Raw genomic sequence first — 14,629 nt, forward strand, 5'->3', positions numbered from 1 at the left:
GCGGAGCGAACGATGACCCCGTCCGACATCCAGCAACACGCCGAGCGCGCGAACGCGAGCGGGCTGCCGCTGCCGACGCCGCGCGTGCAGCGCACCCACCTGTCGCTGTTCGTGCGCGACCCCGTGCGCTCGAGCACCTGGTACGCCGAGGTGCTCGGCATGACGGAAACCGCACGCGGCGAGCAGTGGGTGTTCATGTCCTTCGGCCAGAAGCACCATGACATCGCGCTGATTCGCGCGGCGTCCGACGCGGAGCTCGGCACGATCGGCCTGCAGCATTACGGCCTCGAGATCGCCGGCGGCCTGACCGAATTGCGCCGCCTATACGGCATGCTGATCCGCCGCCACGTGCCGATCGTCAAGATCACCGATCACAAGGTCGGGATCGGCGTGTATTTCGCGGACCCGGACGGCAACCGCCTCGAATTCTTCTGCGAAACCGTCACGGACGACGAAGAGGGCAAGCGCGTGCTGCACCGGTACAACGCGCCCAGCGATCCCGTGCAGATCGAGCCGCTGTTCGACTGAGGCGCCATGTTTCATTCCCGCACAACCGATATTTCATAGAGGATTCCTGATGATCAAGATCGCAAATTTCGAAGGCTTTCATATCCGCAAGTGGTACACGCAGATCGAGGATTCGCTCGCGAACGAATCCGGCCAGCTCGCGGACGGCGAGCCGTTGCGCAAGATCGTGATCGCCGCGGCCGTCCATAACCCGTACGCCGGGCGGTTCAGCGAAAACCTCGACGATCTCGTGCGCCCGTCGCCGGCGCTCGGCAAGGAGTTCGCGCGGCGCATCGAGGCGCTCGCCGCGGGCCGTGCGATCGAGAGCTACGGCAAGGCTTGCCTGGTCGGCTCGGCCGGCGAATACGAACACGGCAACGCGTTCCTCACGTCGATCTTCGCGGAGCCGATCCGTGCGGCGCTGGGCGGCGGGAAGTCGTGGGTGCCGTCGAGCGGCAAGCGCGGCCCGGTCAACACGGTGATCGACGTGCCGCTCGCGCACAAGGATGCGCTGTACGTGCGCTCGCACTACGACACGGTGACGTGCCTGTTCCCCGATGCGCCCAACGACGACGAAGTGCTGGTGATCTTCGCGTTCGCGACGCGCGGCCGCCTGCACGCGCGGCTCGGCGGCCTGAAGGCGAGCGAGATCGTCGGCCGCGACGGTCTGGTCTGAGCGCGGATGCGGGTCGGGGAGCACATGATGAATACGGCATCCGTCAAGGATGGATGGATCGACAGCGACGGGCTGCGGCTGCACTACGTGAGCTGGGGGCGCGACGATGCGCCGGCCGTGGTGATGCTGCACGGCTTGCGCAGTTATGCGCATACGTGGGAGCCCGTCGCCGACGCGCTGGTCGACCGCTACCGGGTCGTCGCGCTCGACCAGCGCGGGCGCGGCTGGAGCGACTGGGATCCGCGGCGCGACTACTATGCGGCGGCCTACGTGCGCGATCTCGACGCGTTGGTGCGCGCGCTCGGTTTGCAGCGATTCGTGCTGGTCGGGCACTCGATGGGCGGCGCGAATGCGTTCGTCTACGCGGCGGCGCAACCGGAACGGCTCGCCGGTCTCGTGATCGAGGACATGGGCCCCGGTGCGTCGGCCGGTTCGCAGGGTTCGGAACGCATCAAGCGCGAGCTGAAGGAAACGCCGGACGCGTTCGCGTCGTGGGGCGACGCGCGCGCGTTCTGGCGACGCCAGCGGCCGAACATCGCGGAATCCGCGCTCGATTCGCGCCTCGCGCACTCGCTGAAAGAGGAGGCGCAGGGGCGGATCGTATGGCGGCACGACGCCGACGGGATCGCGGCGGCGCGGCTGGCCGCCACGCCGGAGCAACTCGTCCATCTGTGGCCGCTGGTTCTCAACCTGCAGGTGCCGACGCTGCTGTTGCGCGGCGGCGAATCGGATTTCCTGGCCGCGGAAGTGGCGGCCGAAATGGCGGCCAGCGCCGGCATCGACTGGCTCGATATTCCGGGCGCGACGCACTACGTGCATGACGATCAGCCCGCCGCGTTCAACCACGCATTGCGCACCTGGCTCGATCGTCTCGACGATCCGGCGTGGCGGATGGGAGGCTGACGCATGAGAGCGAACAATCCGGACCGGACGTCGGTCGCGATCGTCGGCGCGGGGCCGAACGGCGTGGCGATGGCGAACCTGCTCGGTCTTTATGGCGTCGCGACGACGATCATCGAGAAGGCGCCGCAGATCGTCGAGTTTCCGCGCGCGGTCGGCATCGACGACGAAGCATTGCGGATGTTCCAGACCGCCGGCCTCGCCGACGAGCTGAGCCGCGACATCATCCAGAACGTGCCGCTGCGCATGTTCAAGGCGAACGGCGAATGCTTCGCCGACATCCGCCCGTCGATGCGCGAATTCGGCTGGTGGCGGCGCAACATCTTCATGCAGCAACTGGCCGAGCGCACGCTGCGCGATGGGCTGGCTCGCTATCCGCACGTGTCGCTGCGGACCAGCGAGGAAGTGGTCGGCGTCGAACAGGACGACGAACGCGTCACGTTGCAGGTGCGCCGCGCCGACGGGCAGTGCTACTCGCTCGAGGCCGACTACGTGGTGGCGGCCGACGGCGGGCGCAGCCCGATGCGCGAGCTGCTGGGCGTCAAGCTGGCCGGCACGACGCATCCGATCAAATGGGTCGTGGTCGACGTGAAGAACGCCGGGCTCGACCAGCCGTGCACGGCGCTGAACTGCGACCCGCGCCGCCCGAACGTCTGCATCTATCTGCCGTTCAATTTCCGGCGCTGGGAGTTTCTCGTGTTTCCGCACGAGGACGAAGAGGCGATCGCGCGGCCGGAATCGATCCGCGCGCTGATCGCGCCGTACGTCGACGACGTCGATCGCATCGAGATCGTGCGCGCGCGGACCTATACGCACCATTCGCGCCTCGCCGAACGTTTCGTGGTCGGCCGCGTGGCGCTCGTCGGCGATGCCGCCCACCTGACGCCGCCGTGGGTCGGCCAGGGCCTGAACGCGGGCTTGCGCGACGTGGGCAATCTCGCGTGGAAACTGGCGGGCGTCGTCAACGGCACATTGCATCCCGGCGTGATCGGCAGCTACGAATCGGAGCGGCGCGACCACGCGAAGGCGATGATCGACCTGGCGGACACGTTCGGCGCGATGCTGATGCCGACCAACCGGCTCGTCGCGTTCCTGCGCGATCGTTTTCTCGGGCTCGCGCGCTATGCGCCGGGCCTGAAGGACTACATCCTGCAGATGCGCTTCAAGCCGATGCCGAGCTATACGCGGGGCGTCGTGCTGCCGGGGGCGCCGGGCGATGCAGTCGGCAGGATGATCGCGCAGCCCGACGTCGAAACGGCCGACGGCGTGCGCCGCAAGCTCGACGACGTGCTGGGCCCATGGTTCTCGATCGTCGGCTGGCAATGCGATCCGCAGGCGTGCCTGAGCGACGACGATCGTGCGTACTGGGCGGCGCTGGGCGCGACGTTCGTGCAGGTCAGCCGTTCGCGCAGCGGCACCGGCCGCGCAGGGCGGGTGAGCAGCGCGCACGGCAGCACGTGCGTCGAGGACGTCGACAACGCGCTGGCGGCCTGGTTCGACCGGCACGCCGGCCCGCTCGTGGTGGTGCGCCCCGACCGCTACGTGGCGGCGCAGACGGATGCCGTGGGGATGGCCCGCGTGAGCGCGACCTTTCAGGCGTTCGCGCCGCGACAACCGGAGGAAGCACATGTTTGTTGAGCAACGCACCTATACGCTGGTGCCGGGCGGCGTCGCCGAATATCTGCGGCTGTACGCGGAATGCGGGCGCGCCGCGCAGGAGCAGGCGCTCGGCACGATGGTCGGTTGTTTTGCGACGGAGGTCGGGCCGCTGAACCAGCTCGTCTATCTGTGGGCGTTCGATTCGCTGGACGATCGTGCACGGCGCCGCGCCGTGCTGATGGCCGATCCTGAGTTCAGGTCGTTTCGCGGCAAGGTCCGGCATCTGCTCGTCACGCAGGAAAACCGGATTCTCCGCCAGGAAATCGGCGGCCTGCTGCGTGCGCCGAGCCAGCCCGCGTGATGCGATCGTCGCACCGTCCGCGCCCATCGTGCAGTCTCTACCGAGGTATCCGTCTTGATTCCGTTCACGCCGCTGACTTCCCGTATGGCGCCTGACGCGCAACGCGATTACGCGCCGCTCCACCTGTATATCGATGGCCGGTTCATTCAGGCCGACGGCCGGCGCACGCAGCCCGTTCTCGATCCGGGAACCGGCCGCGTGCTCGGCGAATTGCCGCATGCGACGCCGCACGATATCGACGCCGCGGTGCACGCCGCGCATCGTGCTTTCGCGGCGTGGCGGCGCGAGTCGCCGCTCGCGCGCTCCGACATCCTGCGCCGCGCCGCTGCGCTCGTGCGCGAACGTGCCGAAGCCATCGGCCGCCACATCACGATGGACCAGGGCAAGCCGCTGCGCGAGGCGGTCGCCGAGGTCGTGTCGTCCGCCGAACAGCTCGAATGGCATGCGGAGGAGGGGCGCCGCACTTACGGTCGCGTCATTCCGGCGCGTTCTCCGGACGTCGCGCAGACGGTATTGCGGGAACCGATCGGCGTGTGCGCGGCGTTTTCGCCGTGGAATTTCCCGTTCAGCCAGGCGATGCACAAGATCGCGGCCGCGCTGGCGTCGGGGTGCACGCTGGTGCTGAAAGGGCCCGAGGAATCGCCGAGCGCGATCGTCGCGCTCGCGCGCATCTTCCACGATGCCGGGCTGCCCGCGGGCTGCCTGAATATCGTGTGGGGCGTGCCGGGCGACGTGTCGACGCGGCTGATCGAATCGCCGCTGGTGCGCAAGATCTCGTTTACCGGTTCGGTGCCGGTCGGCAAGCAACTGGCAGCGCTCGCCGCGTCGCACATGAAGCGCATGACCATGGAGCTGGGCGGGCACGCGCCGGTGCTCGTCTGCGCGGACGCGGACATCGAACGCGCCGCGACGATGCTGGCCGCGTACAAGTTTCGCAATGCCGGGCAGGTGTGCGTATCGCCGACGCGGTTTTTCGTGCAACGGCCGGTGTTCGAACGGTTCGTCGCCGCGTATCTCAACGCGGTCGGCACGATCCGCGTCGGCTACGGGCTGGAAGAGGGGACCACGATGGGGCCGCTCGCGCATGCGCGACGCGTGTCCGAGATCGACGCATTCGTCGCGGATGCAAAGGTGAAAGGCGCGGAGATCGCCGCGGGCGGAACGCGCTTGCCGAGGCCGGGACCGGGGCATTATTTCGCGCCGACGGTCGTGCTGGGCCCGACGCGCGATACACGCCTGATGAACGACGAGCCGTTCGGCCCGATCGTCGGGATCGTGCCGTTCGACGAACTCGACGATGCGCTCGCCGAGGCGAATCGCTTGCCGTTCGGTCTCGCGTCGTACGCGTTCACCGCTTCGGCGCGCAACGCGCACCGGATCGGCCGCACGCTCGAAGCCGGCATGGTCAACATCAATCACTTCGGGATGGGGCCGGCGGAGATCCCGTTCGGCGGCGTGAAGGACAGCGGCTTCGGCAGCGAGGGAGGCACGGAGACGTTCGACGGTTACCTGGTCACCAAATTCATCACGCAGATGAATTGACGGTGTGTACGTCGACGCTCGCGCGCGGCGTCGTTCGCGACGCCGCGAAAATCTTCAGGTGGCTGCGCCGATCCGAGCGGTGGCGTCGATCAGGAGCTTGCCGAGCACATGCTCGTCGAACAGCGCGAAGTGTTCGGCGCGAAAGACCAGCGACAGGCTGCTGTTGATTTCGCCGCTGCTGGCGGTGCGAATCGGCGCGGCGATGCCGACGAAGCCTTCGTCGAGCTCGCCACGCGAGATCCAGTACCCGGCGTCGGCGATCTGCTGGCAGGCGCGCCAGAACTGCGTCCAGTCGGCTGCGAACTCGCCGAGTTCGGCGTTGTGCCGTTCGTGCAGGCGTTTCAATCGCGCGCGCGACATCGCGGCCACGATCACTTTCGACGACGCGCCCTGGAACAGCGGCATGATGCGGCCGCGCCCGAAGCCCAGCTGCAGGTTCTCGGCGCCGGTTTCGTGCATGACGTTGATGATCTGCTCGTCGAACAGCGTCGACACGAGCGCATCGCCGCCGGTGACCTGAACGAGTTTCTGGATCACGGGTTTCGCGGCGGTGAGCGTCGGGTCCGACTGCCGCATGTTGTAGTCGAGATGGATGATGCGCGGGCCGAGCGTATAGCGGCCGTTGCTGCCGACGAGCAGGCCGACGGAGGCCAGTTCCTTCACGTAGCGGTAGCACGTGGTCCGCGAAAAGCCCATGTGTTCGGCGATCTCCTCGGCCGTCATCGACGTCGCGGACGAAGAGAAGACGTCGAGGATGGACAGCATTTTGGTGAGGCTCGACATGACGTGATCCGGGATTCAGGCGGCTTGCGGCAATGGAACGAGAAGATCGGCAGCGGTTCGGGCGGCCGGGCTGCGACACGAATGCGGGACACGAATGCGGCAGCGGCGGCGACAGGGCCGTAGTCTAACTTAAGTCGCGTACGCGGCAACCGGAAACGCGTCAACGAATGTGCGGAACACAGGCCGGCGGCGGCAGGGTGGTTAGTGCCGCCGTCGATCGATATGGAATCCTATGTTGGCGCAACGAATCATGCCGGATCGGTGCCGCCGGCATGCCGGTCGGTTCATGAGCGCATCGACCGGGAAAATTTGATGAGGAGAAGAAGATGAAGGTGTGGTTCCGGATGGTGGCATTGTGCGGCTGCGGTGCCGTTGCACCGACGTTCGCGCAATCGAGCGTGACGCTCTACGGTTCGCTGGACACCGGCGTGACCTATACGAGCGACGTGGCGTCCGCGCCGCGCGGCGGCCGTCAGATCGCGCTGCAGGCGGGCGTGTCGCGCAATGACGTGTGGGGCTTGACGGGCAGGGAGGATCTCGGCGGCGCCAACTTCGCCGTGTTCCGGCTCGAAAGCCAGTTCCAGACGTCGGACGGCGCGCTGACCGTGCCGGGCTCCGCGTTCAGTTCGCAAGCGTACGTCGGGCTCGGCGGCGACTGGGGCACCGTGACGCTCGGGCGCCAGTTCGATTTCGTCGGCGATCTGATGCCGGCCTTCGCGGTCGGCGCGAACACGCCGGCCGGCCTGCTCGCATGGGGGCTGCCGGCGAATGCGTCGGCGGGCGGCGCGCTCGACAACCGCGTGTGGGGCGTCCAGGTGAACAATGCGGTGAAGTACGTGAGTCCGACCTTCGGCGGGGTGGCGTTCGGCGGCATGTGGGGGTTCGGCAACGTGCCCGGCACGGTCGCGCGCAGCAGCGTGCAGAGCGCGATGCTGTCCTACACGCAGGGCGCGTTCAGCGCCGCGCTCGCTTATTTCGGCCAGCACGACGTGACGTCCGGCGGCAATCTTCGCAACTTCTCCGGCGGGGCCGGCTACAACCTCGGCCAGTTCCGCGTCTTCGGCATGGTGTCGGATGTACGAATCAGCGCCGCCGTACCGCTGCGGGCAACCACCTACGACGGCGGGCTGACCTATGCGCTCACGCCGTCGTTGCAACTGGGCGGCGGCTTCCAGTACCAGCAGCGCGGCGGCGACGTCGGCTCGGCCAACCAGGTCACGCTGAGCGCCGACTATTCGCTGTCGAAGCGTACCGGCCTGTACGCGGTGTTCGCACGCGGGCACGACAGCGCTTACGGCGCCCAGGTCGAAGCCGCGCTCGGCGGGGCGGCGGCCGGCTCGACGCAGACCGCGGTTCGCGTCGGCGTGCGGCATCAGTTCTGACGGTTCGAGAACACACGGGCTGCCGCGCATGCCGCGCGCCAGCCCGTGTGTTGCCGCCATCAGAACCGATGCATCATCCCGACACGCAAGGCCAGCTGATTGCGGCCCGACGACTGCCCGGCGGTGCCGAGCACGTGCGCGTAGTCGAAGTCGGTGCCGGTGTTGCCGGTCGCATGCTGGTACGCGCCCTGGATGTAGGTCGAGGTCCGCTTGCTGAGGTCGTAGTCGAGCATCATCGACACCTGGTGCCAGCTCGGCGAAGCATCGCCGGCCGCCGTCGCGACATGCGCGCGCGTGTATGTATAGGCGGCGCCGAACCAGAAGTCAGGCCGGAAGAAATACTGGCCGTTGACCTCGAAGTTGTCGAATTTCCACGCGTTCTGCGAGCCTGCCGCCGGCTGGTTCGCGAAGTAGATATTCGATTCGGGGCTGTACACGTCGACGTGCGAATACGCGGCGGACAGCGTCAGCTTGTCGCTGAACTTGTAGGACGCGCCGGCATCGATGGTCTGCTGCGAGCGGCCGCTGAAGACCGTATCGTCGCTCGACAACGCGCCGCCTGTGGTCGCGCCGCCGTTGTTCGCCTTCAGGTATGCGACGGCGGCGGAGAACGCGCCCATCTGGTACTGCAGCGCGGCACTGTACACGCGGTTTCTGGCAAAGCCGCCCGCCTGGTTCGACAGGCCGTAGAGCACTTCGCCCTTGAAGCCGGCGTACGTGGGCGACACGTACTTGACGCTGTTCTGGATGCGGTAGTCCCAGTCGGCATTGTCGTTGTCGTACGGGTGGGCGCCGAAGTCGCCGAGCCAGTTTCCGGTGGCCGTGAAGGTGCTCCACATGTCGAGCGTGGGATCGTACTGGCGGCCGAACGTGAGCGTGCCGAACCGGTCGGAATCGAGCCCGACGTACGCCTGCCTGCCGAACATCCGCGACGTCACGCCGAGCGCGCCCGTGCTCGCGTTGAAGCCGTTCTCGAGCTGGAACACCGCCCTCAGCCCGCCGCCTAGGTCTTCCGTGCCTTTCAGCCCCCAGTTGCTGCCGACGGTGTCGCCGCTGACCATCTGGTAGGCCTTGCTGCCGCCCGCGTTGCTCGTGAAATTGATGCCTTCGTCGATCAACCCGTAAAGCGTCACGGTACTCTGCGCGTGCGCCGTCAGGCTGAAGCCCATCGCGCCGGCGGCCGATACGGCCGCAATCATCTTCTTCATCGTCGATCTCCAGGTGAGGGCCGGTAGGGCCGTGCGGTGCCGTTTTCGATGGCGTGCGGGCGCGCCGGACGCTCGAAACGGTCCGTCAGTAGTTAGTAAAACGAAGTATTGGAAATGAAAGAAACCGGGCCGCCGAGGTCGAGCGACCCGAATGCGGAGCGTCGCCGGGATCGCCGCCCCGTGTTACAGCGGCGTTACAGCATGCGCCGCAACACGTCGTTTTCGCGGTTCGAGTCGAAGAACCGGTGTTTCAGCGCGGCGAGGATATGCAGGACGACGAGCGCAAGCAGCGTGTAGGCCAGCGTCTTGTGCAGCCACTGGAATGCCTCGAACCAGTGGTCGTTCTTCGGCAGCAGCTCGGGCACGCGGAAAAAGAAGAACGGCACGCCGTCGCTTTGCGTATACGTGCTGGACATCGAATAACCCATCAGCGGCACGATGATCGCCAGCGCATACAGCAGGTAGTGCGCGATCTTGGCGAGCTTCCGGTCCAGCCTCGGCAGGCTCGACGGCAGCGGCGGCAGCGGCTTCATCGAGCGAATCGCCAGCTGCGTCAGCACCACCAGCAGCGTGAGCACGCCGAACTCCTTGTGGGTCGGGTAGTACCAGTCGAACTTGGCCGGCAGGTTGTCGTCGAGCCGGACCATGGTCCATCCGGTCCACAGCTGCGCGCCGATCAGGATCGCCCTGACCCAGTGAAGCAGCCGAAGCGCGAGCGGGTATTTCTCGACCGTGAATGCAATGGCCTGGTTTTCCATTTGGCTTGTGTTCCTTGAAAGCGAAATTGCGACAGGCGGGATGCCGATCGTCGACTTCGACGTCCCGCGGCGATCTTCGTCGAACCGAGGCCGGATCGCGGCGCACGAACCTTCGACGAAAAGTCCGTGCGCCCGGTTGTCCGTGCGCTCAGGCGATCGATCGCGAATCCGCGCAGCACTCCTGCAGCGCCTCGCGCAGCGTCACCGCGATGAAGTCGGCCTCGTCCTGCTTGAGCGTCAGCGGCGGCGACATCACGACCTTGTTGGCGATCGCGCGGACCAGCACGCCGCGCTTGCGCGCCGCGTCGGCCACGCGCGCGGCGAACCCCTTGCCCGGATCGAGCGGCGTGCGGCTGGCCTTGTCGGTCACGAGATCGAGCGCCAGCATCAGCCCCTTGCCGCGGACGTCGCCGACGGTCTCGAAGTCGGCCTTCAGCGGCAGCAGGTGCTCGAGCAGGCGCTGGCCCACCCGTGCCGCATTGCCCGGCAGATCCTCGGCTTCGACGATGTCGAGCACCGCGAGCGACGCGGCGCACGCGAGCGGATGGCCGCTGTACGTGTAGCCGTGCATGACCATGTGCGAGAAGCCCGCGCCATGTTCGATCGCCTGCGCGATGCGGCCGTTGTACAGCGTCGCGCCGAGCGGCACGTAGCCGGCGGAAATGCCCTTGGCGACGCACAGGATGTCGGCGGTGACGCCCCAGCCGCGGCTGCCGAGCAGGCTGCCGGTGCGGCCGAAGCCGGTGACCACCTCGTCGGCGATCAGCAGGATGCCGTTGCGGTCGCACACGGCGCGCACGCGGGCCCAGTAGTCGGCGGGCGGGACGATCAGGCCGCCCGCGCCCTGCACCGGTTCCGCGACGAACGCGGCGATGGTCTGCGGGCCATGGAACGCGATCGTTTCCTCGAGCTGCCGGATGCAATGCTCGACGAGTTGCTGCGGATCGTCGCAGTTCCACGGGTTGCGATAGAGCCACGGCGTGTCGAGCAGCACGCAGCCGGGCAGCAGCGGACCGTGATTGTAATGGTAGACGCCGTTGCCGCCGATCGACGTGCCGCCGACGTGCACGCCGTGATAACCGTTGCGCAGCGACAGGAATTTCGTGCGCGACGGCTCGCCGGCGGCGACCCAGTACTGGCGCGCCATCTTGAGCGCGGTCTCGACCGCGTCGGAACCGCCGCTGCCGAACATCACCCGCTGCATGTCCTCTTGCGCGAACATCGCGCACAGGCGGTCGGCCAGGTCGTACACGCGCGGATGGGCGACGCCGTCGAAGGTCTGGTAGTAGGAAAGCTCGTCCATCTGACGGGCGATCGCGGCCTTCACTTCCGGCCGGTTGTGGCCGACGTTGACGTTCCACAGCCCGCCGACGCCGTCGAGCATGCGGTGGCCCTCGACGTCGTACACGTAGTTGCCGTCGCCGCGCTCGATGATCACGGTGGGGGTCGTATGGCCGGCGGCCGCCGAGCTCATCGGGTGCCAGAATCGCTTTTGTCGCTTTTGGTAGTCCATGGTGGTTCTCTCACGAAGTGCTTGAACACAGTGCGGCGCGACGTGCGCCGCGGGATCACAGAGCTGCGGTGATGATCTTTTCCTCGAGGTACGAATCGAGCGCGGCCTTCGACAGGTCGCGGCCGATCCCGCTCTGCTTGGTGCCGCCCCACGGCAGGCGTGCGTCGATCGGGCTCCATGCATTGATCGCGACGGCGCCGACGTCGAGCCGCTCGGCGACGCGGTGCGCGGTGCCGACGTCCTGCGTCCAGACCGACGCGGACAGGCCGAACGGCGTGTCGTTGGCGATGCGGACCGCGTCGTCCTCGGTGTCGAACGGCATGACCATGCCGACCGGGCCGAACACTTCTTCACGGGCGATCCGCATGTCCGGATGCACGCCGCCGAGAATCGTCGGGCGCATGAAGCAGCCGCGCGGCGGCACCTGTTCGTCGCCGGCGAGCAGGATCGCGCCTTCGGCGAGCGCGCCTTCGACGTGCGCACGCACGCGCGCGAGGTGGCGCGGGTTGATGAGCGCGCCCATTTGCACGCCGGGCTCCGACGGCGGACCGACGCGGATCGCGCGGGCGGCGTCGGCGAGGCGCTCTTCGAGTGCACCGGCGATCGAGCGGTGCGCGAGCACGCGCGAGCCGGCCGCGCACGTCTGCCCCTGGTTCGCGAACATGCCGGCCATCAGCGACGGGATCGCGCGGTCGAGATCGGCATCCGCGAACACGATCTGCGCGGCCTTGCCACCGAGTTCGAGCGTGACGCGCTTGAAGGTCCTGGCCGCAGCGCCCGCGATCGCACGGCCGACTTCGGTGCTGCCGGTGAAGCTGATCTTGCTCACGAGCGGGTGCGCGACCAGCGCGGCGCCGACTTCCGAACCGACGCCGTGGACGATGTTCACGACACCGGCGGGCAGGCCGGCTTCGCAGACGAGTTCGCCGAGCCGGGACAGCGCCAGCGGCGTGTCCTCCGACGGCTTGATGACCACCGGGCAGCCGGCCGCGAGCGCCGGTGCAAGTTTCCACACGGCGATCATCAGCGGCGCGTTCCACGGGATGATCTGACCGGCGACGCCCACCGGCGCCCGGCGCGTGTAGCTGAGCGTCGGGCGGCCCATGAAGCCATCAGTCGGAATCGTGCGGCCCTCGAGCTTGTCGGCCCAGCCGGCGAAGTAGCGCAGCGTGTCGATGCACATCGGCAGGTCCATCATGCGCATCTCGGCCAGCGGGCGTCCTTGTTCGACGGCGAGGAGCCCTGCCAGCGCATCGCCGTCGCGCTCGACCAGGTCCGCCAGCCGAAGCAGCCAGCGGGCCCGGGCCGCGCCGCCCGCGCGCGCCCATGCGTCGTCGTGCAGTGCGCCGTGTGCGGCGCGCACGGCGCGATCGACGTCTTCGGCGCTCGATGCGGGCACGGCGGCGACATAGTCGCCGGTCGCCGGCGCCAGCTTTTCGAAGGTGCGGCCGGCAGATGCGTCGCAATGCCGGCCGCCGATCAGGTTCTGAATTTTCATCATGGTGTCCGTAATTCCCAAGGGCGAATCGTCGGGCCGGGCCGGTCGGGGCGATGGTGGCTGCCACGGCCCGGCTTCAACGTCGGATCCACTGTATGTCGATGAAATGGCGGGCCTTGTCCGCTATCGGCAATCGTTGCCGCGCATTCGGGATAGGGAATACCCGCGCAAAGGCGCGCCGGCGCGACGCATCGATGCGCGTCGCGCCGGCAGCGGCAAAGCGTCGGGGGCGGGGCAAGGCGATGCCGGTGCCGCGCGCGGCACCGGCCGGGCGGCGGCTACTGGACGGCGCGTCCGAGTTCGCGGTACAGGTCGGGATCGCTGCGCTTCAAACGCAACGCGGCGCGGATGCCGAGCACGCCGATGGCGAGCAGGAAGTACGGAAACATCGCGACGAAGGTCGAATCCGATCCGCTCAGCACGGACAGGTTGCGCACGACCAGCACGAGGCATGCGCCGAGCGCGATCACGCTGACGAGCGGCGCGATCAGGCGGTGCACGAGGCTGGCGTCGCGGTGATCGCGCGCGAAGAACGCGATGACCGAGGCAGCGACGAGGATCTGCACCGCGATGATGCCGATCGTGGCCAGCGCGCTCATCCACGAGAACACGACCGCGAACGGATCGAGGCGGAAGGCGGCGGAGCCGGCGATCGCCGCGAGCGCGATCAGCGTCTGCACTTTCCCGGCGACGTCGGGGCAGCGATGCACGGGGCACGTATGGCCGAGCTTGCGCCACAGCACGCGTTCGCGGCCCATCGCGTAGAAATAGCGCGTGATCGTATTGTGGAACGACAGGATGGCCGCGAACAGGCTCGTGACGAGCAGCACGTTCATCGCGTCCGTCGCGATGCCGCCGAGCAGCCGGCCGCTGACGGCAAACCACAGATTGGCCGGATCGCGAGTCGCTTGTGCGGTGATCTGCCCTTCGCCCCACGCCTCGACGATCGCCCACGACGACAGCGCATAGAACACCATGATCAGGATCACGGCCAGGTACGTGGCGCGCGGGATCGTGCGCTTCGGGTCGCGGGCTTCCTCGGAGAAGATCGCCGTCGCCTCGAAGCCCATATACGAACCGAGGACGAACACGAGCGCGGTGCCGAGCCCGGGCGTGAACACCATCGCGGGGCTGAATGGCTTCGCGCTGAAGCCGCCGGCGCTCGCGCCGTGCACGACGATCGCGAGATCGAGCAGCATCACGATCGCGATCTCGCCGATCATCAGCATGCCGAGCAACCGCCCGCTGAACTCGATGTGCCGCGCGCCGCAGAAATGGACGGCGACGACGCAGGCCAGCGCGAACGCCCACCACGGCACGTCGATGCCGTAGTGCTGCTGGACGCCGTTGTTCAGGAAGAAGCCGAACATGCAGTAGATCGCGATCTGCACGGCGTTGTACGCGACGATCGCGACGAACGCGCCGCCCACGCCGACCGGGCGCCCGAGCCCGTTCGCGATATACGCATAGAACGCGCCCGCGTTGGAGATGTGCCGGCTCATCGCTGCGTAGCCGATGCTGAAGATCAGGTACATCACGCCCGCCAGCACGAATACGCCGGGCACGCCGGGGCCGTTGCCGAGCGAGAATGCCGCGGGCGTCGCGCCGACCATCGCGGTGAGCGGCGCGGCCGCGGCGACGACGAAGAAGACGATATGTGAAAGTCCGACGGCGTTTTTGCTGAGCCCTGCTTCGGACCGGGATGACAGTTCGTTCATGGGTAGTCCTGCTGACCGGATCGTCCGTCAGGAGTCGATACCGGCATGCCTGATCAATGTCCCTGCGTCGCGGGCCGATCCTGACGATCCGGCAGCGGAGGCTGCCGTCCGCCGACGACACAGGTATGCGCTTCGACGGCCGCCCGGTGTCGCACACGGAGCGCTCGAGCGGGTCGACGACAAA

At 67.6% G+C, this 14,629-nt stretch carries 13 protein-coding genes; 7 read left to right on the plus strand and 6 right to left on the minus strand.

The features are described 5' to 3' along the window. Positions 1-12 precede the first annotated feature (12 nt). The 6 genes from GD429_RS06065 to GD429_RS06090 all read left to right on the plus strand — a co-directional run bounded on the left by GD429_RS06065 (position 13) and on the right by GD429_RS06090 (position 5,585). A complete protein-coding gene (locus GD429_RS06065; protein WP_152856109.1) occupies positions 13-528 on the plus strand; it encodes a VOC family protein in 516 nt (171 codons plus the stop codon). A gap of 49 nt (positions 529-577) precedes the next feature. Next, positions 578-1,183: an amino acid synthesis family protein gene (locus GD429_RS06070; RefSeq protein WP_152856110.1), complete on the plus strand. Its 606-nt coding sequence runs from the start codon at positions 578-580 to the stop codon at positions 1,181-1,183. Positions 1,184-1,210: 27 nt separating this feature from the next. Next, positions 1,211-2,086: an alpha/beta fold hydrolase gene (locus tag GD429_RS06075; protein ID WP_193727063.1), complete on the plus strand. Its 876-nt coding sequence runs from the start codon at positions 1,211-1,213 to the stop codon at positions 2,084-2,086. 3 nt (positions 2,087-2,089) lie between these two features. Continuing rightward, the gene (locus tag GD429_RS06080) at positions 2,090-3,721 is read left to right on the plus strand and encodes a bifunctional 3-(3-hydroxy-phenyl)propionate/3-hydroxycinnamic acid hydroxylase (RefSeq protein ID WP_152856112.1); all 1,632 of its coding nucleotides are present in this window, start codon (positions 2,090-2,092) and stop codon (positions 3,719-3,721) included. Continuing rightward, the gene (locus GD429_RS06085) at positions 3,711-4,043 is read left to right on the plus strand and encodes an NIPSNAP family protein (protein ID WP_152856113.1); all 333 of its coding nucleotides are present in this window, start codon (positions 3,711-3,713) and stop codon (positions 4,041-4,043) included. Before GD429_RS06080 ends, GD429_RS06085 begins: the two co-directional genes overlap by 11 nt. Positions 4,044-4,127: 84 nt before the next feature. Next, entirely contained in the window at positions 4,128-5,585 is a 1,458-nt protein-coding gene (locus tag GD429_RS06090) for an NAD-dependent succinate-semialdehyde dehydrogenase (RefSeq protein WP_193727065.1), read from the plus strand. Positions 5,586-5,639: 54 nt separating this feature from the next. Here the strand turns inward: GD429_RS06090 and GD429_RS06095 are convergent, their stop codons facing one another. Beyond that, positions 5,640-6,368, minus strand: coding sequence for an IclR family transcriptional regulator (locus GD429_RS06095; RefSeq protein ID WP_034182420.1), 729 nt, complete (start codon positions 6,366-6,368; stop codon positions 5,640-5,642). Between the two features lie 326 nt (positions 6,369-6,694). Here GD429_RS06095 and GD429_RS06100 point away from each other — a divergent pair, with 326 nt between their 5' ends. Next, a complete protein-coding gene (locus GD429_RS06100; RefSeq protein WP_152856115.1) occupies positions 6,695-7,750 on the plus strand; it encodes a porin in 1,056 nt (351 codons plus the stop codon). Between the two features lie 59 nt (positions 7,751-7,809). On the opposite strand, the gene GD429_RS06105 is transcribed toward GD429_RS06100, so the two are convergent. The 5 genes from GD429_RS06105 to GD429_RS06125 form a co-directional block, all read right to left on the minus strand. After that, on the minus strand, positions 7,810-8,958 hold the full coding sequence (locus tag GD429_RS06105) for a porin (RefSeq protein WP_152856116.1): 1,149 nt from the start codon (positions 8,956-8,958) through the stop codon (positions 7,810-7,812). Positions 8,959-9,152: 194 nt separating this feature from the next. Continuing rightward, the gene (locus GD429_RS06110; RefSeq protein ID WP_152856117.1) at positions 9,153-9,716 is read right to left on the minus strand and encodes a cytochrome b; all 564 of its coding nucleotides are present in this window, start codon (positions 9,714-9,716) and stop codon (positions 9,153-9,155) included. Positions 9,717-9,864: 148 nt separating this feature from the next. Then, on the minus strand, positions 9,865-11,229 hold the full coding sequence (locus tag GD429_RS06115; RefSeq protein ID WP_152856118.1) for an aspartate aminotransferase family protein: 1,365 nt from the start codon (positions 11,227-11,229) through the stop codon (positions 9,865-9,867). A 55-nt stretch (positions 11,230-11,284) separates the two neighbouring features. Continuing rightward, complete coding sequence (locus GD429_RS06120) at positions 11,285-12,730, minus strand: aldehyde dehydrogenase family protein (RefSeq protein WP_152856119.1); 1,446 nt, start codon at positions 12,728-12,730, stop codon at positions 11,285-11,287. A gap of 275 nt (positions 12,731-13,005) precedes the next feature. Further along, positions 13,006-14,445 (minus strand): APC family permease, encoded by a 1,440-nt coding sequence (locus GD429_RS06125; RefSeq protein WP_152856120.1) that lies wholly within the window; start codon positions 14,443-14,445, stop codon positions 13,006-13,008. Positions 14,446-14,629: the final 184 nt, after the last annotated feature.

Origin of the sequence: Burkholderia sp. BE17 (assembly GCF_009362305.1) — a bacterium.
Classification (GTDB): Bacteria; Pseudomonadota; Gammaproteobacteria; order Burkholderiales; family Burkholderiaceae; genus Burkholderia; species Burkholderia pyrrocinia_C.